The 24,461-nt window shown below is 66.9% G+C and carries 15 protein-coding genes, 1 tRNA gene and 3 pseudogenes; 8 read left to right on the forward strand and 11 right to left on the reverse strand.

All coding sequences use genetic code 11. From position 1 onward, the window contains the following. Positions 1–57: 57 nt before the first annotated feature. A pseudogene (locus AB0J90_RS29790) lies at positions 58–801 on the forward strand (transposase); the annotation flags it as partial. 73 nt (positions 802–874) lie between these two features. On the opposite strand, the pseudogene AB0J90_RS29795 reads toward AB0J90_RS29790, so the two are convergent. Next, positions 875–1,093, reverse strand: a pseudogene (locus tag AB0J90_RS29795) (IS3 family transposase); the annotation flags it as partial. A gap of 348 nt (positions 1,094–1,441) precedes the next feature. Here AB0J90_RS29795 and AB0J90_RS29800 point away from each other — a divergent pair. Together AB0J90_RS29800 and AB0J90_RS29805 are read left to right on the forward strand one after the other, a co-directional pair. After that, positions 1,442–3,373 (forward strand): ATP-binding protein, encoded by a 1,932-nt coding sequence (locus tag AB0J90_RS29800; protein ID WP_363601485.1) that lies wholly within the window; start codon positions 1,442–1,444, stop codon positions 3,371–3,373. A gap of 166 nt (positions 3,374–3,539) precedes the next feature. Beyond that, the gene (locus AB0J90_RS29805; RefSeq protein ID WP_363601487.1) at positions 3,540–4,187 is read left to right on the forward strand and encodes a hypothetical protein; all 648 of its coding nucleotides are present in this window, start codon (positions 3,540–3,542) and stop codon (positions 4,185–4,187) included. Between the two features lie 35 nt (positions 4,188–4,222). Here the strand turns inward: AB0J90_RS29805 and AB0J90_RS29810 are convergent, their stop codons facing one another. The 7 genes and pseudogenes from AB0J90_RS29810 to AB0J90_RS29840 all read right to left on the reverse strand — a co-directional run bounded on the left by AB0J90_RS29810 (position 4,223) and on the right by AB0J90_RS29840 (position 12,724). Beyond that, positions 4,223–6,202: a Druantia anti-phage system protein DruA gene (locus AB0J90_RS29810; protein WP_363601489.1), complete on the reverse strand. Its 1,980-nt coding sequence runs from the start codon at positions 6,200–6,202 to the stop codon at positions 4,223–4,225. 1 nt (position 6,203) lies between these two features. Then, on the reverse strand, positions 6,204–7,727 hold the full coding sequence (locus AB0J90_RS29815) for an ATP-binding protein (RefSeq protein ID WP_363601491.1): 1,524 nt from the start codon (positions 7,725–7,727) through the stop codon (positions 6,204–6,206). Between the two features lie 1,102 nt (positions 7,728–8,829). After that, complete coding sequence (locus AB0J90_RS29820) at positions 8,830–9,750, reverse strand: site-specific integrase (protein WP_363601493.1); 921 nt, start codon at positions 9,748–9,750, stop codon at positions 8,830–8,832. Positions 9,751–9,806: 56 nt separating this feature from the next. Further along, a pseudogene (locus AB0J90_RS29825) lies at positions 9,807–9,884 on the reverse strand (hypothetical protein); the annotation flags it as partial. A 140-nt stretch (positions 9,885–10,024) separates the two neighbouring features. Beyond that, complete coding sequence (locus tag AB0J90_RS29830) at positions 10,025–10,483, reverse strand: hypothetical protein (RefSeq protein WP_363601495.1); 459 nt, start codon at positions 10,481–10,483, stop codon at positions 10,025–10,027. Between the two features lie 289 nt (positions 10,484–10,772). Beyond that, positions 10,773–11,519, reverse strand: coding sequence for a hypothetical protein (locus AB0J90_RS29835; RefSeq protein ID WP_363601497.1), 747 nt, complete (start codon positions 11,517–11,519; stop codon positions 10,773–10,775). A gap of 602 nt (positions 11,520–12,121) precedes the next feature. Beyond that, positions 12,122–12,724, reverse strand: a complete 603-nt coding sequence (locus AB0J90_RS29840; RefSeq protein ID WP_363601498.1) for a hypothetical protein — start codon at positions 12,722–12,724, stop codon at positions 12,122–12,124. Positions 12,725–13,141: 417 nt separating this feature from the next. On the opposite strand from AB0J90_RS29840, the gene AB0J90_RS29845 reads away from it, so the two are divergent. Next, positions 13,142–13,214 (forward strand) — tRNA-Arg (locus AB0J90_RS29845). Positions 13,215–13,931: 717 nt separating this feature from the next. Here the strand turns inward: AB0J90_RS29845 and AB0J90_RS29850 are convergent. After that, on the reverse strand, positions 13,932–14,162 hold the full coding sequence (locus AB0J90_RS29850) for a hypothetical protein (protein WP_363601500.1): 231 nt from the start codon (positions 14,160–14,162) through the stop codon (positions 13,932–13,934). A 436-nt stretch (positions 14,163–14,598) separates the two neighbouring features. Between AB0J90_RS29850 and AB0J90_RS29855 the strand changes: the two genes are divergently transcribed. Together AB0J90_RS29855 and AB0J90_RS29860 are read left to right on the forward strand one after the other, a co-directional pair. Then, positions 14,599–15,669: an ATP-binding cassette domain-containing protein gene (locus AB0J90_RS29855; protein WP_363601502.1), complete on the forward strand. Its 1,071-nt coding sequence runs from the start codon at positions 14,599–14,601 to the stop codon at positions 15,667–15,669. Continuing rightward, the gene (locus tag AB0J90_RS29860) at positions 15,666–16,493 is read left to right on the forward strand and encodes an ABC transporter permease (protein WP_363601504.1); all 828 of its coding nucleotides are present in this window, start codon (positions 15,666–15,668) and stop codon (positions 16,491–16,493) included. The genes AB0J90_RS29855 and AB0J90_RS29860 overlap by 4 nt, the downstream gene beginning before the upstream one ends. Before the next feature lie 59 nt (positions 16,494–16,552). Here the strand turns inward: AB0J90_RS29860 and AB0J90_RS29865 are convergent, their stop codons facing one another. Continuing rightward, positions 16,553–19,735: a BTAD domain-containing putative transcriptional regulator gene (locus AB0J90_RS29865; RefSeq protein ID WP_363601506.1), complete on the reverse strand. Its 3,183-nt coding sequence runs from the start codon at positions 19,733–19,735 to the stop codon at positions 16,553–16,555. Between the two features lie 292 nt (positions 19,736–20,027). Here AB0J90_RS29865 and AB0J90_RS29870 point away from each other — a divergent pair, with 292 nt between their 5' ends. Then, a complete protein-coding gene (locus AB0J90_RS29870; RefSeq protein WP_363601508.1) occupies positions 20,028–21,041 on the forward strand; it encodes a UDP-N-acetylmuramate dehydrogenase in 1,014 nt (337 codons plus the stop codon). Positions 21,042–21,139: 98 nt separating this feature from the next. Then, a complete protein-coding gene (locus tag AB0J90_RS29875) occupies positions 21,140–22,258 on the forward strand; it encodes an amidase (protein WP_363601510.1) in 1,119 nt (372 codons plus the stop codon). A 10-nt stretch (positions 22,259–22,268) separates the two neighbouring features. Here AB0J90_RS29875 and AB0J90_RS29880 read toward each other — a convergent pair whose 3' ends face one another. Beyond that, entirely contained in the window at positions 22,269–24,416 is a 2,148-nt protein-coding gene (locus AB0J90_RS29880; RefSeq protein ID WP_363601512.1) for an AAA family ATPase, read from the reverse strand. Positions 24,417–24,461: the final 45 nt, after the last annotated feature.

A 24,461-nucleotide genomic window follows, 5' to 3' on the forward strand; every position in this document is an offset into this window, starting at 1 on the left:
ACCCCTTGATCGATCATCTTCTTGTCGAGGGAAGAGATCCACATCAAGGGCTGTCTGGTGATCAGTGTGCATGATGCTGGGCTGGCAGGCGCGGTCAGGCGGCTGGCCGGGTTCCGGGACGAGTTCTACCGGTGCCTGACCGCGCGGTCGGACGCGTTGTTCGAGCTGGTAGACGCGTTGCTGTGCGGAGACACGGCGATGCGGTCGCCGGTGGAGCTGACCCTGGCCGGTGAACACCGGCGGGGCCACAGTTCGCTGTACGCAGCACTGCACCAGGGCCGCATCGATGTTGACCGGTTGCGGACCGCTCTGGCGACAGTGCCGGTGCCGCAGGCCGCGGACGGGCGGATCGTCCTCGCCGTGGACGCGACCTGCTGGCTGCGGCCGGAAGCGCACACCGTGCCGCAGCGGGTGCTCTGTCACACCTACGGGCGTGGCAAGGACACCCACATCGTGGTCCCGGGCTGGCCGTACTCGCTGGTCACGGCGTTGGAGATCGGCCGCAGCTCCTGGACCGCGCCGCTGGACGCCCGCCGGCTGGCACCCGGCGACGACACCGCCACGGTCATCGCCAACCAACTCCGCGACGTGATCGAACGGCTCGACACGGCCGGGCAGTGGCAGCCCAACGACCCGGACCTGTGGATCGTCGCGGACGCCGGCTACGACGAGCCCCGGCTGGCGTTCCTGCTCGCCGACCTGCCGGTGAAAGTCCTGGTGAGAATGCGGTCCGACCGCGTCCTGCGCCGACCCGCACCACCCCGCACCCCAAGCACGACCGGCCGCCCACCCCGTCACGGTGTTGCGTGGTTCTCGGCGAGCGCTGTGGTAGCCCCGTTCATCCTTACCTACCTGGTCACGTGCCCAGACGCGACAAGACTTCATTCGCCCGACGCAGCTCGGCGTTCTCCGGCCGCAGCCGCTTGGGCTCCGCCGACCACTCCGACGTCACCCCCGGCCGCCGGCCATCGTCGGCGTGCGCCTGACGGGCCCACTCGCGCAGCGTTTCGGCCGTGCCGATACCCAGCCGGGCCGCCAGCGAGGTGATCGCCAGCCAGTTCGACTCGTAGGTCGGCCGCACCTCCGTGACCATCCGCACCGCCCCCTCCCGCAACTCCTGCGGAACGGCTTCGTTCCTGCCACCTCTCGATCTTTCGCAAAACTGGGGGAAGTCTCTAGGAGGTCCGGGCGGTTTCGGCCCACCCGCTGGCTTCACCCACAACCTTGAAGGATCAGTGGCTGATCCGACTGTGGCTGGTCACGGCGTTGCGGAAAGCCTGGGCGGGTCACCCTGCGCAGGTGATCGGCGGTAGCGATGACCAGGACCTACACCGACGTCCACCCCAGTTCGCCCCGGAGCCGCACACTTCGGACCGACGTTGGATATAGCTATGTAGAAGACCCGCTGCGGCCAGGTGCCGCCACGATCGAGGAGTCCCCCATGCAACCTGATGCCTTGCTGTCTGAGGTGGAGCGCCAGCAAAAGTATCTGGCGTTGCTGCCGGAGCACTATGCTTTTCCGTTGTTTAATGCCCGTCAAGCCGTCGAGTCGCAACGGCGCAGCGGGTACAAGGACACCGCGGCTGCGGCTCGCGAGATCGTCGATAATGCGATCGAAGCGGGAGCAAGTAATATTGATGTCATTTTTGACGCTGGCCGAGGTGGTAGCGGAAGGCGCTACGTCAGTGCCGTGGCTTTCATTGACAACGGCTCAGGAATGGTCCCAGAGATGGCCCGGTATGCGCTCTCCTGGGGCGGCGGAAGCCACTTCGATGATCCATCTTTTATTGGCAGGTTCGGCTTTGGGTTGCCCAACGCCTCGATCAACCAGACAAGGCGCGTTGAGGTCTACACCCGCACTGCGGCCAACGAACGCTTCACCATGGTCTACCTTGACATTAATGATCTAGACCCGTTCGGGATGCAGTCTGTGGCCGAGGCCAGGGAAGCCGAGTTGCCCGGCTTCGTGCAGCGCCACCTGAAGAAATCCGATACCAGCCTCGATCATGGTACGGTCGTTGTTTGGTGTGCGCCCGATCGCTTGACCTACCGGTCGCCGGCCCACCTGAAGGAACACCTCCTCGACGACTTCGGCGTCACCTACCGTTACTTGCTGCACCGCGATGGCCACAACGTCACGGATCGGTTCGCAGCGATCTGCGTGGAAGGGGTGATGGTTGAAGCGGCTGACCCGCTCTTCTTGATGCCGGGGACGAGACTGTATCTTCCGCCGGAGGAAGGTGGCGCCAACTTGGTCGAGGATCTCACTATTCCGGTGAAATATGCGGCCGACGCCGGGACCGGTGAGTTTCGCCTGACCCGGCTCACCGACCAGGGCGAAATCGACGAAATCGGAGACGGTCCGGTTATTAGTACGATTCAAGTTCGAATCGGCCGGTTGCCGGTCGGCTTCGCTGTTGGGAGGAAGAGCCGCTCTGGGCCGACGACCGACGCCAACCGTCGGTTCGACATCCGCAAGTCGCATCGGGGAATGTCGTTTGTCCGAGCGGGCCGCGAGTTGCAGACGGTTGACGTGTTTCCTCGTTCTGTGCAGGACGTGGCCAGCGGGCTTGGCGATTGGCCCCTGCTCCAGGCGTACGCCTACCACTGGGGGGTTGAGGTTCGATTTGGTCCAGAATTGGACGATGTCTTCGGCATCACGAACGACAAGCAGGGCGTCAGGCCGATCGAAGACTTCTGGCGTGTGCTGGCCCAGGAGAAAGTAGACGATCTCGTTCGGCGTGAGCAGGCCTGGCAGACGAAGTCCCGGGAGAAGAAAGAGAATGAGGCTGTAACTCCTGAGGACGCTGGTGTACCGACTGACGCCGAACATGCGGCTGAGGCCGCTGACGTCGCCTTGGGTAAACGCCCGAAAGTCCCAGAACGTCACCTGCCGGCTGCACGAGAGGCCGCACAACGAGAGGCGGAGCAGCGTGCGGGGCAGAGCGGCGCACCAGTGGATGAGGCCCGCCGGGCACTAGACCAAGAGACGAAGCGGCGCCGCAACCGGTTGGTGTTCGTGGACCAGGAGCATGGACCGTTCTATGAGCCGTCCTGGAATGGTGCGCAAATCCAAGTTAACGTCAACCGCCGACACCCCTTTTATGAGGTTTTCTACGCGGACCTGCTTAAGTCGGCGACTGGCAAAAGGCCACGGGCGGCACTGGATCTGCTTCTGATTGCCTTGGCCCGAACGGAGTTGACTGTCGAGGACCCTGACATGGAACTGTGGTTCTCGGCTCAGCGCAAGCACACGTGGAGCCCGTTCCTCGACACGGCGTTGCGGGACCTGGCTCGGCGGATGTCCTCGGGCGAGGAGCCGGACGACGCCGTCGATGTCCTCGGTGGCGAGGACGAGCGACCGTCTCGATAGGACCCCACCTCTCCAGGCCGGCTTCCGGCCTGGGGAGGTCTACACTCTTTGAAGTACGAGGCTGGTGTAGGGCGCGGTCACGAGCCGCCACGACCCCCGAGTCACCTGCAACGGCCAACGCTCTAACCGATTGCGCCGTTGCTTGCTGGCTTGTGGAGGTTCCCCTGTGAAGGTTTTAGATCGCGCTACTCCTGTGCATGATGACGAGCAGTTGATCGAAGGATTCCTCGCTGGCGACCCGGGTGCTCGGATCGATCTGCCCAAGCGCTTCGGTCCGCGTATACGGCGCATTGCTCAACGCTCCGATGTTCGTTTGGCCCGCCTTGATCTTGCCGAGGAGGTTGAACAACAGCTTTACCTGCTGCTCCTGACCCGTCCGGCCGGCCATTTTGATCGCACCCGGTGTGACGGCGTATGGGGCTATCTGAGGGCCATGACCAGGTTGGCCGCTCGCGACGTGCTTGCCCAGTACGCGCCACCAGGAACACGGACCCGCGCCCATGTCTCGCCGGAACCCAACAGCCATGTGAAAGAGGCGGGGGCCATGACGTCTCGGCAAGTTCTGGTCGAGGACCGCCCTTCCGTGGCCGTCGCGGAGGACGTAGCGCTGGGACAAGTCGTCAGCGAGATGATCATGAATGGCCTTGAAGCCGAAGCTCCCAGTTGGTTGCGGCACGTCCTCCGTCTGGTGGTGGAGGGCCTGACCGTCACCGAAGCGGCTGCTGTCGTCGGCCGCTCCCGCTTTGCTGTGCGCCGTGCGTTGGGACGCTGGGCTAAGCCAGCAGCCACACTGGCAGCCCTCGAGAAGGGCTAGAGACGTTGGCGTCGGCAAGACGAAAATCGTGAAACTTAGTACAGCTCCAGCTGCTCATGCTCACCGGCGGCAAGTGGCAAATCGGGCAGTGTGACGCGTGCACCGTGCCTGACCGGTCTGGTTAGGCGGTGCGCCGTGACCGCCTCCAGCACCGCTGGCGACTTGCTGCGTGGGTGGCACCACCGACGCATCCACCATGCGGAGATGGCGTCCACGTCCGCGGTGCTCTTACGACGGCGGAACTTGTAGCTCGGCTCCGCGTCGCTACCGAGTAGGTAGGGCAGAAGGTTGTCCACCAAGCTGATGCCGTAGATGATGCGTTGACGCCCATGCTGCAGCAGGGTGTCCGACGGCCACTGCAGGAGGTCGAAGCCGTGACGGACCTTGCGGAACTTGGGGTTCACCCCTTCGCCAAAGATGCTGTTGACCCGTGCGCCGCGAGCGGTCTGCTCCGCAAGACGCACCAACGCTCGCACCGAATCCGCCGATAGGTGCGAGGTGCCAAACGACCTCGACCGGCCGAGCTGGCGGAACTCGATAGGGGAGGGCCCGCCGAGAACCTCGGGCGGGATCCGGATTCGGTTGTACTGGCTTGCGCCCGAGCCGTAGAGCGAGGTCGTTCCGACGAAAACGAGGTTTGACCGCCGACGGATCGGTCGACCGGCCATCGAAGACGCGATTTCACTGGCGTAGGTCGAATAACGCCGGTGGTATGCCTTCACGGCCGTGGGGCTGACCGCCAGCATGCTGACGAGCTTGCCCCCTAGCAGCGTGTTGTACGGAGCGACGGCGCCGCATACGGTGAGATCGGCGATTTCGGTTCCGACTGCATCAGATTTTGCCCGCCGCAGTACGGACATGATCGCGCGCCGGGCCTTCGGGTTGTCGAGCGCGTCAGACAGCGCGGTGCGGCTCGCCTTCGGGTAAAGGTAGGGCGCGAGCTCTTGTCGAGCGCTAAGCAGGTCGGCCAGTGCCAGGCATCGCTTGCTGCGGAAGAGGTCGGACTCGGCGCGCCGACGCCAGCCCTCGACGTCGTCGGGGTCCTGAACTTTTTTGAAATCCGTCGGTTTGACGAACCGGTGATGGTCCCGGCGGCGAGTCTCCGCCTCCTTCAGCAATCGGTCGATTGCTTCGGCGGCGGGGTTGTCCCACAGCGTCGGCCAGTACAGGCCATCCTTGACCAAGTCATCGACATACAGTTCGTCCAGCGCTGTCTGCAGCCGGGCGGTAATCCAGCGAGCCATCCGCAGAGTCGGGGCCGCACGCAGGTTCTCAAGGAATACCGCCGGCTGCCAGCCGATCCAGTCATCCCGCTCGGCTAGTTGTACGACAGCGCTACCGAGCGCGGCGATCCCGATGACTGGGTGAAATTCGGCTGCGCGGTCCCGAACCAGAATCATCATCGTACGCCCGGGAGTGCTGGTGTACTGATTAGACCACGTATGACGGAAGTACCGCCATATGTCCATCAGTCTGAATCCGGTGTGCACACAGCGCTCACTGGACACTACCTGCACGTATGGATCGATCACCGTACGCAACTGGTCGACATCCGCGTTGCCGTCACTGCTGAGGTTCTGAAGAGCCGTTGAAAGTTCCTTGCCATCTCTCATGAGGCTGAAGATCGATACAAATTTGCCTTCGAACTCCCGGGGTTTCTCCATAGCGGCGATGAAGCGACGCACCGACGGGATGGCTAACTGCTCATCGCGCTTTATAAGTTCCTGTCGCCGGACTCGATTCTTCTCCTCGACCGGATCAGCGACTCCGAGCGGCGGGGCGATGACCACCTCGTGGTCATCGACCCGTACACCCCAGCCTTGACCGACAAGATCAATCAACACGTGGGTAGCGGCCGTGAGCGCGGCGTTGTCATTGGCGAGGCATCGTTCGTGTGCCGCCTGACGTGCCGAAGCATCGTCGTTTGCCAGGGCGCGACCAAGCGCCACGAAGGCCTGCCGCTCTGCGGGTTGACAGCCTGGCGGGCAGGGGAGTGGGTACCACATCTCGATCATGCTAGGCATTCATGAAGGTGGCGAGTACGTCGGCCCACGCCTGGCGCAGCCTCTGGGCATGCCCTCGCTCAGCAACTCGCCGTAGCGTGGCTTCAGCGCGGGCGGAGGCCAGAAGAGTGAGAGCAACTTGACGAGCAAGATCATGGTCTCTGCCTAGTTCGCTCATCGCGAGCGGCCCATATAGATCGCGATACCAGGGATGCTTTGTGTTGAGTAGCACGATGATCTGTCGATCCCGCACGACGATTTCATATGCGCCCATCGTGGGTAACTCCGCGGCTACAATCTGGTACGGCGCCTCGTGTCGGCTCAGGCCATCCACCAGATCCTTGAGTTCGTCAGGGATGGGCCGGCGCCCGCGTGGTAAGGATGGCAGTGACGCCTCAGCGCGCGCCGCCTGCTGTTCCGCCGCGCTCAGCGGCTCCGCCGCCTTGACGAGCATGAACCGGTTTCGGACACGACCGTTCAATGCGCGAGCGATCGTCTCCAGATCCGGTGAGATGATATCCAGCAGTTCTGGTCGCGGAGAGATTGCCTGCTTGGCGTGGGTGATCCCAAACAGTTCGTCGAGGACTGGGTCAAATTTGATTTCACACCGCCACCAGTCGTCGTAGTTCTCGCGACGTTTACCGCCCATGAAGAACCACCCGCGATCGATCTCACGGCCGGCGCGGACGATGGAGACCGGAGGACCGGCTGTAACGCCCATAATCCGCTTCTCCTCCGTCGACAACGCGTGCCAGCGATCGATCGGGAGCTCACTAAAAGTAACCGATATGGTGCCGCTGGCGGAACCTACCGGTATCTCGTAGAGGAGATCGTCGCCAAACTGCCTACCACCGGTGATCTTCGATCCGGGTTGGAGGCAGAGAGGATCGTTTGCTGCCACGAGTTGCCCGTTCACCTGCAGACTGACGCCGTTGGCAAGGAAGTGTCTGTATATTCGTCCTAGATCGTCCCTGAGCCTCCGGGTGAGTGTGGACGAACGCTTGTATTCCACCCTGTCGCAGCGGGTCAACCGCACCACCGTACCGGAGCCGGTGTTGGGCACAAACGCCGGCCGGTCGATGCGTTCGACAGGAGGCAGCGCAGCATCGCCAGCGTCGACCAGTTCGTCGATGTCTAGCCTCGACCAGAGGACGCCGACATCAGGTCGCCACGTGTAGACCTCGACGCGCCGGCTTCGGCTGAGCGCACCGTTCGGTAGCCCCATGCCGTAGCGCCCCAGCGACGTCCGGTCGTTGAACCGGCTTGTCCCGCCGAACGTCAGGGCCTCCGCTAGCGTCTCAGCATCCATGCCCTCGCCGTCGTCTACAACCATGATCTCGATCTGCCGGTCGGTGCTGCGTGCGGCAGCAACCTCCACCGCGACCCGTCGCGCTCCAGCCTGCAGGGAGTTGTCGATCAGTTCCGCAACCGCCAGGCCGGTCGTCTTGTAGCCAGTGTCGCGGGTTGCGAAGAGGAAGTTGGCGGGGTTCACGAGCCGAGGCCGAACGACCGGACCGCTGTCGAGTTGCATAACCATCAGTAACGCCACCTCCTGCCGGCCCATTCGCCGGATGCGTGATCGTACATTGCCGAGTCGGAATGTAATAGAGATGTTTTGAACGCGCGTCTTGGCGATAGACTACCTCGGTGTCCGGAGTAGGTACATGACCACGCGGCGACGAATTAGGGCCGACACCCCACTGCCTGAATGCCCCGAGAAGCGAATCGGCCTTTCGTTGCTGGCTCCGATCAACGATCGACTTGACGATGTCGTAACGCTCGCTGAGGAGACCGGCGAACGAACCGCAAAGAACATGTCGCTTCGCTGATCCTTGCTGCGCCACCGGCAGGTGAGGACGTGGCGCTCCTGCTGCACGCCTACCAACGGGCTAAGGCCGGGCTGAGGCTCGCACCGACAGTTGGCAAGCCGTTCCCGACGTCTCGGAAGCGTCCTCTGCCGAGCCAGTGGTGGCACTGCCGGCTGGACTGGCTGGCGCCAGCAGCCGTGCAGCCCTTGGCAGCGCCGCGCTCACCAGCGCACCGGTGAATTCGGGACTGACGAGCAAGAGGGCCCCGCCGAGTCGCCCACCACGGCCGAGCTCTCGCGTTCTCGATGCCGCTCAGGGGCGGCTGCGGTTGTTGGCAGCGAGTTGGCTGGTCTCGTCGCCGTAGGTCTCGAGCCACTGCCTAGGTCGGCCATGAACGACATGAGCACCGGCTGTAGTTCCTCGCCGGCTTGGGCCAAGGCCCTGCGGCTGCCCTCGCCGCTCTCGACGTGGCGACGAGGCCGTGCTCCTGCAGGCGCCGCAGTGCCTCATTTCGCGATTTTGAAATGGGCGCAGGGCTGATGGTATGCAGCCGGTCGGTAAAGGTCATGGGTTGCCCCTGCTGTAGCGCGGTTAGGATCTCCATGGACCATCGGTGGCGGCCGCACAGACGGGCAGCGTTGGACCCGGACGGGCTGTTGCCTCCGGATGAGTTGGCCCACGTGGTAGACCGCCTCAAGCGGGCCCATTACAGACGCATGGCGCTCCGGTCGGGACTCGAGGCAAGGCTTTCGAGCGGAGGGAGAGGCGGCGTCGGGACCAGAGAGCACAGCGGTCATATCTGTAGAGATCCACGTAGGCCCAAATGCCTCTTCAGGCGCTTTTGCGGCGCTTTCTCTTGATTCTTTCGGCGACTGCGTCGTGGTGGAGTTCTTTGGTGACGCTTTGGTAGGCGTCGCGGGTGAGTGTGGTGGTGGTGTGTCCGAGTTGTTCGGAGACGACTTTGACGTCGATGCCGGCGTCGAGGGCGATGGTGGCGGCGCCCTGGCGGAGGTCGTGGAGGCGGATGGGTGGTAGTCCGGCTCGTTGTACGAGTTTGCGGAAGCGTTGGGTGATGAGGTGGGGGCGCCAGGGGTGTCCGTTGGGGCGTACGAAGAAGAGTCCGGTGTCTGGCCAGGTGGGTCCGGTGGCGAGGCGTTGGGTGGCGCGGCGGGCGCGGTAGGCGGTGAGGACGGCGGCGGTGTCGGCGTCGATGGTGAGGTCGCGGTTGCGGGCTTTGCTCTTGGGCGGCTTCTGCCTGACTTCCCGGCCGTGGCCGGTTAGTTGGTTGCTGATGGTGACTTCTCGTTTGTCGAGGCGGACTTCGGAGTGTCGGAGGCCGCATGCTTCGCCGCGTCTGGGCCCGCGGTAGGCCATGAAGTGGAGTAGTGGGTGTAGGTCGGGGTCGTGTTCGGCGGCGTGGTCGAGGAATTGGGCGAGGAGTTCGTCGGTCCAGACCATGACGGGGCCGGGTACCTGGCCGGGGGCTTTCCAGTGTTGGACGCGTTCGGGTTCCCAGACGATGGGTAGTGGTCGGTCGCCTCGGGTTTTGACGAGGGTGGCGGGGTTGGTGACGCCGACGATGATCTCTTCGGCGAGGGCGTCGTTGATGGCTTTGCGGAGGGTGGCGTGGATGCGTTGGCGGGTGGAGGGGCCGGCAAAGCAGATTCCGCGTACGGTGGCCCGGACTTGGGGGCCGGGGCTTGCCTTGGCGGTGCGGATCTCGGCGCCGTGTTGCTCGATGGCGGCGAACATGGCCTTGATGTGGTGGGGCGGAGTTTGTCGAGGGGGATGTGGCCGAGGTGGGGGATGAGGTGTTTGCGGACGTGGGACTCGTAGCTGTAGATGGTGGTTTCGTCGATCTGTAGGCCGGTGAGCCAGGTGGTCAGGTTCGGGCGGCAAGGGTGAACACCACGATGTCCTTCGTCATCCTCAGATTCAGATCCGGATGATCAAAGGTCAGGCGGCGTATCTCGTGATGGCGTCGGCATAAGCGCGCTGCGGATGCCCTTGATCGTAAGAGAAAGATCTACGCGAGATCTAGCAGGTGCATTTCGCCGCTGCGGATCATCCAGTCGACCCAGTAGCCGAGCCGCCCGCACGCGATACAGCGGCTCGTGATGGCGATCGCTCGGATTCCCACTCCATCGACATAGAGGGAGCAACCCACCGCAATGTTGAAGTCCTCTTCGTCGCCGTCACCGTCGCACTCACATACCATGACGCCGGGGCTGGCGTCATGCCAGTACTCGCCGCTGTCCGCGATGAAGCACTCCGAACCGCAGCCACGACAGATGCGCTTCACCGCACGTTCTTCGAGATCTCCATGAACCCCGAAGACATGTCCGCCACACGTCGTGCACCTGCACAGCCGTACCTCATGCACGTTGTAACCCTCAGCGCCCTGCGCCGTCGCGTACTCGGCGAGGTCCTCAAGATTCTCGCCCACCGGCCAGCCGTCGACTTCGCGGAGCACCACAGTCGTCATCTCACCATGCCGGGCCTTCCCCCCACGAGCACGCTCATGCCGCCGACCGGGCGCGCAGGCAGACGGCCGCCGTCACGATCGTTGTTCGCCGTCCCGTGATGCCCTCCCGACATCCTGGGATATCGACGTGAGTGCCCTCGACAGCCGCCTGGCCGTGGCCGTTGCGCGCTCCGGCTCACTGATGAGCGAAGATGCAGCCGATGAGCCCTGCTCGCATCAATGGGTCCTGGCTTGCCATCCTGATCGGATGCCGAAGCTCACAGAAGACGACTACAAAGCCACGGTCGCGTTACAACCGATCAGAGTCGACCCGGACGAGACGATGCCGTTCGACTTCTGGCCATACTTCGAAGCCATTCCACCGGAGGACTTCGGCGGTCACGACTTCTCGGCGAGAGCGGTACCGTACGCCTGGCGGATGCCCGAGAGCGTCTACGAGCACGTCCTCGTGCGGCACCGCGTACTCAAGCAGAGTGCCTAGCACGGACACCCGGACTCCCGCCGGTAACGCTTCCTCGCGGGCCAGGGACGCCGCGAACGGAATGAGGGCCGTGGTGTCATGGTCGGGATGTGAATCCAGCTGGTCCACGTTATTCACCAACTCCATCAGTTCGTCGACAAACTCTCGCGTGGTTTCATCTGCCTCGACGGGAACTGGCTCATCCAGCAACCACGCGACCGCATCGGGCACGTCCTCCTGCCCGCCGAACATTCGACGCGCCACCCCGGCGACGGCCGTGACGACATCGTCGTGGACGCCGAGCGGCATACTCGCCCACCGTGGGCCGAACTCGGCGGGCATCGGATCCACCGGCAGTGGTTCAGGCAGCGTCACCTCCGCTCCCGGATCCTCGTGGAGCAGTGCGGTTCGGGGAAACCTGCGCTGTAGGTCGTCCGCTTTACCGCGCTCCCCGCCCCAGCACAGTCCGTCATAGGACCGGGCCAGCCCCTTGATGCGGATCGTCTCCCAGCACAGGAACGGTCGCAGTGCTTCATGGTCCGTCTCGGGTACACCGCCAGCGACGAGAGCGCCCACCGCGGGCCACGGGGTACCGCCCAGATCAGGGGGGCGGGGTACTACCCGGATCAGTCGGTGTTGAAGCCCGGCCAACTCCCGAGCCGCGTCGGCGACCGAGTCCTCGTTGGTAGCTCCAGCTCGTACCGAAAACCCCAGTACGACGGCAACTCGTTTCCCTCCGTGCTGCTCCTCGATTCAGCCAGGGTGCTCGCCGCACCTGGCCGGGGGCGACCTGCTGGCCCCGCAGGGGCGCTGGCGTCGACGATGAAGCGCTCACATCTGCCGCGAAGCGCTCGCTACGCAACGCGACGGCCGGAGGCGTGTGAATCGTGCCCGTGAGCCGTACGCGACTCGACGTCCATGACCGTCACAACACATAGCACTTTAGCCTGAACGCTCGGACGAAAGCCCTAACGTCTGGTGAGTAGTCGGACATGCGGGCGCGGTGCCACCCGTATCAGTCAAAGATTTCCTCGTACTTGACCTTGATGCGCCCGTGGTGGCTGTCGACCACCATGTACCAGTCGTCGTCGTACAGCACCTCGAGGACGATCGGGCTGACGTCGAAGAAGCCGCCGTGGTACTCCTATTCGTCACCGTCGAGGTACGCCTGGTACTCGTCAGCGGCGTTTGGCCAGGGCTGCCTCAATCAGCTCGAAGCCCTCGTAGTGGTAGGCCGGGTTGATGAGCAGCGCGCGGGCTAGGTCGAGCACGCCGCGTTGGTCATCCACGGCGAGCACATCCGTGACGGTGCGGTGTAGCCACTCTGGCGCGTACTCCAGGCGAAAGAGCAGTACGAGCACCGCCTGCCTGGCCAGCGGATCATCATTGAGTAGCAGGTTTCCGTACTCTGGAAGGCCAGCCCTCAGGGCTGCGCCCACGCGAGCGGCAAGCCCATGATTTCCATGCTCGGCTTCGACCCAGAACGGGTCACAGTCGGCGAGTTCGGTCATGAGCTGAAGCGCATGGGCAGCGACCGAACGACGCGGGCAACGGCACAATGCGATCAAAAATGGGATGACGTGCTCTGAGCACTCAACGACCGAGACCGAGTGCTCATGGATCACGATGCTGTGCAGCCGGCCCACGGCCAAGTGAAGATCATGCTCGTCGGTTGGGTTGCTGATCCGCTGCAGCAGGTGCGGGATCTCCAGTGGGCTTCCTGAGCCAACCCGCATACTCGACCAGTCCACGGCGTCAACACCGAGCAGTTCGAACGCCACGGGTGAACGGTAGAAGATCGCCAGAGCCGCCGACAACTTCCTGGCTGACGTCGTACTCGCGAACACGCGAGAGTCCTGGTCTCGATCAGGTGGCACCGAGTAGATGCACCCTCACGTACGTGCGGGGTGCGCCGTTGCCGCACGCATCACGACTGGCGCTGTTCCTCGCGCCCGCCGCACCTTCGGTGACCGCGGTGGCGCGGTAGATGATCTTCACGCCCATGCCCGATGTGTGCTCTGCGGGTGGTGACGCTCCGTGGACGACACTGCGTGGTCCTGCCCGCCGGTGTCCGGGCGGGGCCTGGCCCACCGTTGGTGGCTCCGTGCGTGATCCGCAGGTGGCGCTGCCAGCGATGACAGATTCTGAGGGTCCCTGTCGCCCGCCGGCCGCCGCTGCTAGGTACCCTGTAGCCTCGCGCCCTCGTAGCTCAGGGGATAGAGCATCGGTTTCCTAAACCGTGTGTCGCAGGTTCGAATCCTGCCGGGGGCACCTCGAAGATCAGCAAAAACGTCGTTTGGCCAGCGGGTACGTGTCGGCGTGGATGATCCGTGACGTGCTGACAACTGCCGTCCGAGGCCGCCGTTTGTCGCCATCCACGGGACTATTCATGGACTAATCTTGAAGCTGTTCTCCCAGGTCAGAAGCGTGTGCCGTAACCAAGATCCGAACTGACCGAAGGTCCCTCCGACGCTGTTTCGAACGCGGCCAACGTCTGCTTCATGTACGCCAGTCCCAGGGCAGTAGCCCGCCGTCCTTGGGATACAGCAGCCGCCAGATGAGGATCGTGGCCGTCGATGCACCTCGTGCACACCCTCAATAGCACGTCGACCGACTGACGGCCCGGTCCGCGACCTCGGTGGTCGGAACACCTGCGTTCAACCAGGGCGATACCGCCGCCTGCCGCAGGCCTTATGGCCACCGGTTAACGGTGAGGCGACCTGCGCCGGGGTGGCGCCACCGTGCGCGCCTCCCAAAACTCGGGAGTACGTCGATGCCGCCACCACGTTGCCCCACCGCTGGCGAACAGCCGCGCCAGCGGTGGGAACGGGCGATGTTGGGTTGACAAGGCTGAGGGCGCATCCGTGCCGCCCTCCCTGACGACCGCATTTTCTACGAACCGGACATGACCCGTCTAGCGTCGCTGCTGCGACGACAGGCTCGCGAGCGAGGCTCGCTCACTCGGCCATGGTCGAGTGGGCTGACTGGTCAGCGTCGTCCGATGTAGAGCGCGGCTACGCCGAACGCGGCCGTGACGATCGCGCCGACCGTTGCGAGGCCGGCGTTTGCCGTACCTCCCCAGCCGCCCAGGGCCGTCAGCAGTACGACCACACCCAATGCCCCGCCTGCGGTGAGGAACGTCAGACGCATCACTGACAGATCCGGCTGATGGCGCTGGCGCTCCTCGGCGTCTGGATCATCGGGCGTTAGAGTGCTCACTACGTCCTCATCCTTCCGTTACGCGCGGCAGGTCGGCAGGACTTTGGGGCCTTCCTGTTGGCGCAGGAGGGCCTCCCTGCTTTGCGCAAGTATGCACGCGAGAGGACGTGAGTGGGAATCTCACTCACCACGATCAACGCGATCTCGGGTCACAAAACGGGTGTAAGCGGGACCTAGTGTCGCCCAACAGGGAGAGAGATGGGCTCCATGCGTCGTGCGGGAAGAACGTTTGTTCCCTCGCTTGCCGACGTGACGACACGAGCTAGCCCCGCATCCTCATGTCAGGCTGTCGACGACCTCAATGGGTCGCCTCAAGAGCGGACGGACCTGCAGCCGATGGCCGGTCCGACTCGGGAAGCAGCAAAGATCTGCGTGTCAGTGCCGGTGTCGGCGTCGTGTCGGGGCGGTGTCAGGCAGGCCCCGCACGCTGTATGACATGACAGCAGATCTGGTGATCGAGGCAGAGGGCCTCGTCAAGCAATTCGGGAAGACGAAGGCGCTACAAGGCGTCGATCTTGCCGTACCGCGGGGGACGGTGCTGGGGGTGCTCGGACCGAACGGCGCCGGCAAGACCACCGCGGTACGGATCCTCTCCACGCTCCTGACCCCGGACGCCGGCACCGCCAGGATCAGTGGCTTCGACGTCGTACGCGACGCGGGGCGGGTCCGGCAGGCGATCGGTCTGACCGGCCAGTACGCCTCCGTCGACGAGGACCTGACCGGCCGGCAGAACCTGGAACTGTTCGGCACGCTGCTCGAACTGGGTCGCGCCGGGTCCCGTCGGCGGGCCGCCGAACTGCTCGAATGGTTCGATCTCACCGAGGCGGCCAACCGGCAGGCGAAGACCTATTCCGGTGGCATGCGGCGGCGGCTGGACCTGGCTGCGAGCCTGGTCGGCTCCCCGGACGTGATTTTCCTGGACGAGCCGACGACGGGACTCGACCCGGCCAAGCGCGAGGACATGTGGGACGTGGTCCGGTCGCTGGTCACGAACGGCGCGACCGTGCTGCTCACCACGCAGTACCTGGAGGAGGCGGACGCGCTCGCGGATGCGATCACGGTGATCGACCACGGCCGGGTGATCGCGTACGACACACCGGAGGGGCTCAAGCGGGTGGTCGGTGGTCAGACGCTCGAGGTGCGTCCGTCGGATCCGGCGAACCTGGCCCGGACCGCGTCGATTCTGTCCGAGGTGTCGTCGGGTGCGCAGGCCGACGAGATCCGCAAGGGTGTGCTGGCGGTGCCGGTCGCCGACGATGCGGCCCTGACCGAGAGTGTCGCGCGGTTCGCCACTGCAGGCATCGCCGTCACCGAACTGTCCCTGCACCTGCCGAGCCTGGACGAGGTCTTCTTCACCCTCACCGGCCGCACCGCCTCCGAGGACGACACCACTAGGACCGACGACCCCGCGAAGACCGACGGCAGCACGAAGACGAACGGCAGCACGAGGACCGGCGACCCCACGAACACCGGCGGCAGCACGAAGACCAAGGAGGTCGTGGCATGAGCACCATGGTCGGTACACGTCCGACGACGAGCGGCGCGCTGTCGGCGGTGGCCCCGAATCCGCGCCCGTTCCGGCTCGTCCGCCACTCGCTGGCACTCGCCAAACGCAGCCTGATCAAAACCTGGCGTACGCCCGAGGCGCTCATCGACGTCACGCTGCAGCCGGTGCTGTTCCTCATTATCTTCGTCTACATTTTCGGCGGGGCGGTCGCCGGATCGACCCACGACTACCTGCAGTTCCTGCTGCCCGGCATTCTGGCGCAGACGATCGCGACCGGTGCGATCGCGATCGGCGTCAACCTCAACACCGACATCGCGAAGGGCATTTTCGACCGGTTCCGTTCGTTGCCGATCCCGCGCTCGGCACCGCTTGTCGGTGCGGTCCTCGGTGACGTCGTCCGGTACGTGATCGTCACGATCTCGACGCTCGCGATCGGCTACCTGCTCGGCTTCCGGATCGACTCCGGCCCGTTGAGTGCGATCGCGGGTTGCCTGCTCGCGGTGCTGTTCGCGCTCTGCCTGAGCTGGCTGCCGGTGTACGTCTCGATGAAGGTACGCACACCCGGTGCCGTACAGGGTCTGATGTTCGCCCTGATCATGCCGCTGAGCTTCGCCTCCAACGTGTTCGTCGACGCCAACACCCTGCCAGGGTGGATGCAGGCGTTCGTCGACGTCAACCCGATGACCCACCTGGTGGCGTCGGTACGTGGGCTGTTCCTCGGCACCCCGGTCGGCTCGCACGTGTGGTGGACCCTCGCCTGGTGCGCCGGGTTCGTGGTGGTGTTCATGCCGCTGGCGCTGCGGGCATACCGCAAGAAGGTCTGAGCAAAGACGGTCTGGGCAAGAAGGTCTGAGCAAAGACGGTCTGAGCAAGAAGGTCTGAGCTACGCGAGCAGGTCGGCCATCAGTTCGCGGATGCGGGCGCCGGTCGCGGCGATCGGCCGCTCGCGCCATGCGGCCAGCAACGGCTCACGCTGCTCCTCGTCACCGGGGGCGGCGGTGAGCCGTTCGCCGTCTCCGGGCGGGAACATGCGACTGACGTTGCCGCCGATCCGGGTCCCCAGCGCCCACAGCTCACTCGCGGTCGCCGGATCGCCCCGGTACGCGGCGAGCTCGGCCCCGCCCAGCGCCCATGCCCCGATCACCGGATAGTCGTGGCTGCCCAGCGCCTCGTCCCGGGCGAGCGTCAGCAACGCGACCGTGTGGGCGACGGGATCGTCTCCCGGGGTCGGCCACACCTCGGCCATCCTGAGGCGGAGGACCGCGACCGCTACCCGGAGTACGACGCACGCCTGCGCCGGCAGCGGGTTGGCGGATCTGGCCACGCTCCGGGTCACCAGGTGGGCGTAGGTGAGTGCCTCGTCGTACCGCTGACGCTGCCAGGCGAGGTGGGCCAACCCGAGGGTGGCCTGCGCGACGTCCATCTCCTCGGCCTGACCGGACCCCGCGGTCTCGTGCAGGCGCTGCTCGGCCTCCGGGTCGCCGCCCAGGGCGAGCTGGGCGTCCAGCATCACCCGGATCGACCGGGCGTCCTGCGTGGCGCCGACCAGGTCCATGTGCCGGACGCTGCGGGTCAGCCACTCGGTGGCCTGTGTGCCGTCGCAGGAGTTGACCAGATGCCCGGCCGCCTGCGCGGCCATCGCCATGCCCCAGTGGTCACCGGCCAGCTCGAACAGGCGGTACGCCCGCTTGGCGTCGGCGACCGACTCATCGGACATGCCCCAGTTTTCCCGTACGGCGGCGCGGGCGAACAGTCCCAGCCCCTGCACGTACGGGTCGGGGTGGGCGATCATCTCGGCGGCGCCCTTGGCGCTCTCCTCCGGATCGAACTTGTCGAACCCGGGCAACGCCGACGCCAGTACGGTGTGCCGCGACGAAACCTCGTCGGGCCGTTCGGCGAACACGGTCCGCAGCGCCCGCCGGGCGAGTACGGCCAGCCGAATCGGTCCGGCGATACCGGCGTTGATCCCGAGCAGCAGGCACGCCCAGGCGAGTCGGTCGGCGTTCGGCAGCGGCCTGCCGGTGACGCGGCCGCTCAGGATCGCCGAATTGGACCGCAGTTCCGGCTCGTCGGCGTGCAGCAGGGTGCGGCCCCAGCCGGTGACCTCAAGGTGCAGGCCACGCACCGTCCAGAGGTGGAACAGTGCGGTGGCGATGTCGATCGCCGCGGGTTCGTCGCCGTGGCCGAGCGCCCATCGCAGGCCCGCGACGAGGTTGTCCTGTTCGGCCGCGCACCGCGCGAACGCGTCGAGCTGGCCCTTGCCGGTGAAGTGTGCGGCGAGCGTGACGGCCTGCTCCCGGGCCCACCCGACCAGTCCGGCCATCGCCGGTTCCCGGTCGCCGGCCGCGTCGAGGCGGGCTTCGCCGTACTCGCGGACGGTTTCGAGCATCCGGTACCGGGGCGGCCCGTCGCCCTCGACCAGCGTCAGCAGGGACTGTTCGACCAGGGTCGCCAGCCCACGCCGTACGTCCGGGGTTGCCATGACCGCGGCGGCGAGGTCGGCGGTGAAGGGTGCCGGGATGACGGCGAGGCGTTGCAGCAGCTCACGGTCGCCGGGGGCGAGCAGTTCCCGGCTCCAGTCGACCATCGCCCACAGGCTGGCGTGCCGATCCGGGAGCCCCCGCAGCGCGTCGTCGAGCAGCGCGAACCTGTCGCTCAGGCCGGCGAGTACGTCGTCGATCGGCATGTGCCGCAGCCGGGCGGCGGCGAGTTCGAGTGCCAGCGGCAGGTTGTCGAGGCGGTGACACAGCGCGAGTGTGCGTTCGGTGTCCCAGGTCGGCACCGCCCCGCCGGCTCGGGCGCGCGTCTGGACCAGCCCGAGCGCGTCCGCGTCCGGCAACGCCTTCAGCCGGTGGACCAGCTCGCCGACCAGGCCCAGCGGGGCGCGGCTGGTGGCGAGCACCGCGACCTCGGGTGAGGCGACCGCGAGCAGGTCCGTGACCACGGTGGCCACGGCGTCGAGGACATGCTCGCAGTTGTCCAGCACCACGAGCCCGTCGAGGTCCGGCGCGATCATGCGCAGCCGTTCCTCCGGGCTCAGCACCCGCCGGTCCAGGCCGAGGTTGGCCCCGGTCGCCGAGGTGTCGGCGCCGCCGAAGGCGGCCAGCACCGTGGGCAGCACCTCGTCGGGCGAGCGCAGACCGGCGAGTTCGAGCACGCGTACGGCCTGCCCGCTGGCCGCGGTACGCCGGGCGACCTCGGCGGCGAGCCGGGTCTTGCCCGCGCCGCCGGTCGCGACGATCGTCACCAGGGGCGCGTCGACGAGGGCCGCGCTCACCGCGGCCACGTCCCCGTCCCGGCCGACGAGGGCGGTCGCCGACCGGCGCCACGCGGCGGGCAGGGCGATCGTGGCCGTCCGACGGGGTGCTTCCACGACGGCCGGGGTGGCGAGTTCGCCGCGCAACAGGGCCAGGTGGACCTGCGTGATCACCGGCGACGGGTCGGTGCCGTACCGGTCGGCCAGTTCCGTGCGGAGCTGCTCGACCACCTCCAGCGCCTCCGCGTCGCGGCCCTGCGCGGCCAGTACGCGTACGAGCAGCGCGGCCGACGGCTCGTCCGGTGGGGTGTGCGCGACGAGCCGGCGCAGGTCGGCCTCGTCGAACGGCCCGGCACCGGCTAGTGCCGCCTGGGCGCGCAGCGTCGCCACATCGGCGAACAGCCTGGTGCTCTCGGCGGTGACCAGCTCCGGGACCTCGGGAAACAGCGCCCTGGCCTGGTCGGCGCAGCTACGTGCGGCGCCCGCGTCACCCGTGCGCAGTACGGCCCGCGCCCGCTCGACCAGTGCACGGGCTTCGACGGCGTCGACGTCGACCTGCTCGGACGGAACCCGGTATCCCCCCGGTACGGCGACCACGGGCAGCCCGAGGCGGCGTACCCGGGACACGAGCGCCTGTACGGCCCCGGTGGTGTCGTCCGGTGGCAGGCCGTCCCAGACGGCGTTGACCAGCGCCGCGACGGACACCGCCCGCCCGCGTGCGCCGACGAGCTCGCGGACCACCGCCGCGAGCCGCTCGCCCCGAACCGGCTGGCCGTCGACGGCTAGCGGGCCGAGGGTTGTGATCTGCACGGTCCCAGCATCCCCCACCCGTGCACCGATCCGTCCCCCACCACCCGCCAGTGCCCGTCCGGCACGGGCGAGCGGGCCGGGACGAACCGGCTGCGGTCAACCAGGCAGTACGACCAGGGGCGCAGTTTCGGAGCCATCGCTACCGATAGTGCCGCACTGTCCGAGTTTGCCGGGTTCCCGAATCCACCCGGACGAACCTTGCCCGAAGCATGATCGAGAGCGTCGGCCGGCCGGGGACGCAGGCGGCCGATGGCCGGTACCCGTACTCGGGCGCTCGGTAAGCTATGCAGTCGTGACCACCACGTTTGCTGACCTGACCACGATGCGGATCGGCGGCCCGGTAGGGCGGCTGCACGTCGCCACGAGCATCCCGCACGCCATCGAGCTGCTGCGCGCCGAGGACAACGCGGGAGATCCGCTGCTGGTGATGGGCGGCGGGTCCAACCTCGTCGTCGGCGACGTGGGATGGCCCGACACCGTGATCAAGATGGCGTCGACCGAACTCGACATCGACGGGGATCGGGTCACCGCCGCCGCCGGGGTTGAATGGGACCAGCTCGTCAGGACGGTGGTCGCGGAGGGGCTCGCGGGCATCGAGGCGCTGTCCGGGATTCCGGGCTCGGTCGGCGGTACGCCGGTCCAGAACGTGGGAGCGTACGGCACCCTCACCTCGGACGTACTCGAATCACTCACCGTCTACGACCGGGAGACGGACCTGGTCGAGCGTTGGCTGCCCGAGCAGTGCGGGTTCGGCAGCCACCGGCAGTCTGTCTTCAAGCACAGCGACCGCTGGGTGGTGCTCGACGTGACGCTGCGCCTGCGGCGCGACAGCCAGTCGAACCCGGTCACCTTCCCCCAGGTCGCCGAGCGGCTCGGCATCGAGGTCGGCGGTACGGCGGCCCCGGCCGACGTACGCGAGGCCGTGATCGCCCAGCGCCGCGACCGGGGAATGGTGCTGAACCCCGACGACCACGACACCTGGAGCGTCGGTTCCTTCTTCATCAACCCGGTGCTGACCGAGGTGCCCAAGCGTGCCGCCGAGTGCCCGAGCCATCCGGACATCAAGGGCACGAAGCTCTCCGCGGCCTGGCTGATCCAGCACGCCGGTTTCCCGCCCGGTTACGGCCAGGACTGGGGCAACGGGACCGTCGCCCTGTCCAGCCGCCACGCGCTCGCGCTGACCAACCGGGGCGGTGCCACGACGGCCGACGTGATGAAGTTCGCCGCGCACATCCGCGACGGTGTCGCGGCCAGGTACGACGTCCGCCTCAACCCGGAGTGCGACCTCGTCAACTGCTCGTTCTGACCGGGTACCTGTCCGGAGGCCGACTGGGCACGCTCACCGGGTGCCGCCGGGCGCAAAACGGTTGGCTCGGCGGCGGTGGCACGCCGTACGTTCCACCGGTGACGACCTGGATCGAGCGTTTCGAGCCGTCTGCCGGAGCCGTACGCGTGGCGGTCAAGGATGCCATCGACGTGGCCGGCACGGTCACCACCGCGGGTTGCGCGGCCGTACGGGACCGGGCCACCCCGGCCGTCACCGATGCCGCCTGCCTGACCGGTGTACGGGCCGCCGACGCGCAGATCGTGGGGAAGACCAACCTGACCGAACTCTGCCTCAGCCCGGTCGGCGACAACGCCACGTTCGGCACCCCGGTGAACCCGCTCGCGTCGGATCGGATCCCGGGTGGTTCGTCCAGCGGCAGCGCGGTGGCGGTCGCGTCCGCCGAGGCCGACGTCGCCCTGGGTACGGACACCGGCGGATCGGTACGCATCCCGGCCGCCTGCTGCGGGATCGTCGGGCTCAAGACGACCTGGGGGCGGATACCGACCGACGGGGTGTGGCCACTCGCACCCAGCCTCGACACCATCGGCCCGCTCGCCCGGGACGTGGCCGGTGTGGTCACCGGGATGCGACTGCTCGAACCGACCTGGACCGTTGCCGCCAAGTCCGCCCGGACCGTCGGGCGGCTGAGGATCGACGGCGTGGACCCCGGCGTGGAGGAGGCCGTCGACATCGCGCTCGCCGCCGCCGGGTTCACCGTCCTGGACCTACGACTGGACGGGTGGAATGCCAGCCACGAGGCCTTCGACACCATCGTCGTCGGCGAATTCTGGCAGGTCCACCGGGCGCTGCTCGATGTCGACGGGGTGAGCGAGTTCGCCAACGGCGGCCTGCGCGCGGGTCGGGCGACGAGCGGCGAGCGGTTGGCCGAGGCGAGATCCGTTCAGCGGGCCTGGCAGGCGGAGCTGGCTGCCGCCCTGACCGAGGTCGAGCTGCTGGTGTTGCCGACGCTGGTCGCGCCGCCACCGTTGTCGACCGAGTTCGCCGGCTTCCCGCTCACCGCGCTGACCGCACCCGTCAACCTCGCCGGCTTGCCCGCGCTCACGATGCCCGTTCCGGCGCTGGTCCCGGGAGAGGTCGTACCGCCCAGCCTGCAACTGATCGGCCCCGCGTTCGGCGAAGACCTGCTCTGTGCGACCGCCCTGATGGTGGAGAGTCGACTGCACGGTCGCCGGTAGGGCGGGCGGTTCAGCCGACCAGCGCGGCCGGAAGCGGGCGGGTGTGCAGGATGTCCAAACGGGACACCGCGCGGGTGAGGACGACGTAGAGGCGGTGTGCACCGCGTACTTCGGCGTCCACGATCTCGGCCGGCTCGACCACGATGACGTGGTCGTACTCCAGTCCCTTGGCCAGTGTCGCGGGCAGCACGGTGACCCGTGCCGCGCCGACGTCGGGCCGGTCGATGGTCGCGCTTGCGATGCCCGCGTCGTGCAGCGCGGTGGTCAGGGCCGGTGCCTGCTGGTCGGCGCAGACGACGGCGATCGAGCCCGGCTGGCGCAGGGCGGCGGTCACCGCCGCGACCGTGGCCGGACGTACGTCGACCACCGGGCTCACGCGCAACTCGCCGTCGAGGCGCAGCGACCGGGTCGGCGGTACGTCGACCGCCAGCGTCGCCAGCAGCCGGTTGCTCAGCTCGACCACGCTCGCCGGCACCCGGAATCCGATGGTCAACGGCACGATCGACGCGTCCGGTTTGCCGAGGTGGGCCATTTGTTCGTCCCAGGACCGGGTGGCCCAGTCGCTGGTGGCCTGGGCCAGGTCACCGAGCACGGTGAGGCTGCCGTTCGAGCTGCGCCGGGCGACCGCGCGGCACTGCATCGGGGAGAGGTCCTGTGCCTCGTCGACGACGATGTGCCCGTAGCCGGGTGGGCGTTCGATCAGGCCGGCGACCTCATCGACGAGGAGGAGGTCGGCGGCGGACCAGCGGGCCCGTTTTGCCGTACGCGGCACGGTCCAGCCGATCGCCGTCCGCTCCCGCGCGTCGAGTACGCCGTCCGCCGCGAGCGCGAGCGCGTCCGGATCGCCGAGCAGTTCGGCCACGAGTTCCTCCGGGCGTACGGCCGGCCAGATTTCGGCGAGCAGTTCGTTGACCTGGCGGCAGCGGCTCATCCGGCGTACCCAGGCGGGGCCGGGCGCTTCCCGGGTTTCGGCGTGCCGTTGCAGCCGGCCGACGATCCGGGCACGCAGCCGTTCCCGACCCAGCCCGTACGGCAGGTCCGCCTGTCGCACCTCGTGCAGGAGCCGGCGTAGCGCCTCGACCGGCACCCGCCAACGGTACGAACCGTCCGGTACGACCAGCGCCTCGTCCGGCGTACGGATCCGGGAGTACAGGGCGCGGCGCAGCACCTCTGCCATCCGTACGTCGTGTTTCACCGCCGCGGCCTCGGGTGTGTCGACGGCCTGGACCGGGTGGCGGTCGACGAGTTGGTCCACGGTGTACTGGGCGATGTCGACCTCGCCGAGGGCCGGCAGGACCTCGGAGATGTAGTGCAGGAAGGCCCGGTTGGGCCCGAGGACGAGTACGCCCGTGCGTTTGAGCTGCCGGGGATAGGTGTAGAGCAGGTACGCCGCCCGGTGCAGCCCGACCGCCGTCTTCCCGGTCCCCGGCGCACCCTGTACGCAGACCGATTCGTGCAGTTCGGCGCGGACCAGGGTGTCCTGCTCGGGCTGGATGGTGGCGACGATGTCGCGCATCGGCCCGATCCGTGGACGTTCGATCTCGGCGGTGACCAGTCGACTCAGCCCGTTCACCGGCTGCTCGACCGCGCTTGTCGTGAGTGGTTCGTCCTCGAAGCCGGTGAGCTGGGCGGGGCCGTTCGGCAGCCGGGTCCAGCCGAAGCGGCGGCGTACCGCGACTCCCTCGGGTTCCCGGCGGCTGGCGCGGTAGAACGCGCGGGACACCGGCGCCCGCCAGTCGAGGACCCGGGGCAGGCCGGCCGGGTCGGTGATGTGGCGGCGGCCGATGTAGTAGCGCTCGTCCCGGTGGTCGCCGGCCGCCGGGGTGTCGTCGAAGTCGAGCCGGCCGAAGTAGAGCGGGCTGTCGGGTTCCTCGGCCAGCGCCTTGGCGTGGCTGCGCAGCATTCGTCCCAGGGTTTCGGCGGTGTAGCGGTCACCGGCGATCGCCGCACCCGTGGCCACCCGGTGGCGGGCGGTGTCGAGCATCCGGCTCAGCGCCGCCCGGGACTCGGCCAGGTAGGCCTGCTCCCGTGCCAGCTCGACGTCGAGCGACTGCCCGGTTCCGACCGCCCGGTCCGACAGGTCGGCAACCGTCTCGACCGTGCGCTCCGGCAGGCCGGCAACCGTTTCGATCTTCTGCCCCGGTAGACCGGCAACCATGATGCCTCCTCGCTCCGAGCAAAACTTAACTTGGTAAAGAATACA

The sequence above is a fragment of the Micromonospora sp. NPDC049523 genome (assembly GCF_040676775.1).
GTDB lineage: Bacteria > Actinomycetota > Actinomycetes > Mycobacteriales > Micromonosporaceae > Micromonospora_G.

Excerpts from the sequence above, each read along its gene's own strand:
- AB0J90_RS29830 (WP_363601495.1), bottom strand. The coding sequence starts at position 10,483 with ATGACGACTGTGGTGCTCCGCGAAGTCGACGGCTGGCCGGTGGGCGAG.
- AB0J90_RS29880 (WP_363601512.1), bottom strand. The coding sequence starts at position 24,416 with ATGGTTGCCGGTCTACCGGGGCAGAAGATCGAAACGGTTGCCGGCCTG.
- AB0J90_RS29810 (WP_363601489.1), bottom strand. The coding sequence starts at position 6,202 with ATGATCGAGATGTGGTACCCACTCCCCTGCCCGCCAGGCTGTCAACCC.
- AB0J90_RS29820 (WP_363601493.1), bottom strand. The coding sequence starts at position 9,750 with ATGTTCGCCGCCATCGAGCAACACGGCGCCGAGATCCGCACCGCCAAG.
- AB0J90_RS29800 (WP_363601485.1), top strand. The coding sequence starts at position 1,442 with ATGCAACCTGATGCCTTGCTGTCTGAGGTGGAGCGCCAGCAAAAGTAT.
- AB0J90_RS29815 (WP_363601491.1), bottom strand. The coding sequence starts at position 7,727 with ATGGTTATGCAACTCGACAGCGGTCCGGTCGTTCGGCCTCGGCTCGTG.
- AB0J90_RS29860 (WP_363601504.1), top strand. The coding sequence starts at position 15,666 with ATGAGCACCATGGTCGGTACACGTCCGACGACGAGCGGCGCGCTGTCG.
- AB0J90_RS29855 (WP_363601502.1), top strand. The coding sequence starts at position 14,599 with ATGACAGCAGATCTGGTGATCGAGGCAGAGGGCCTCGTCAAGCAATTC.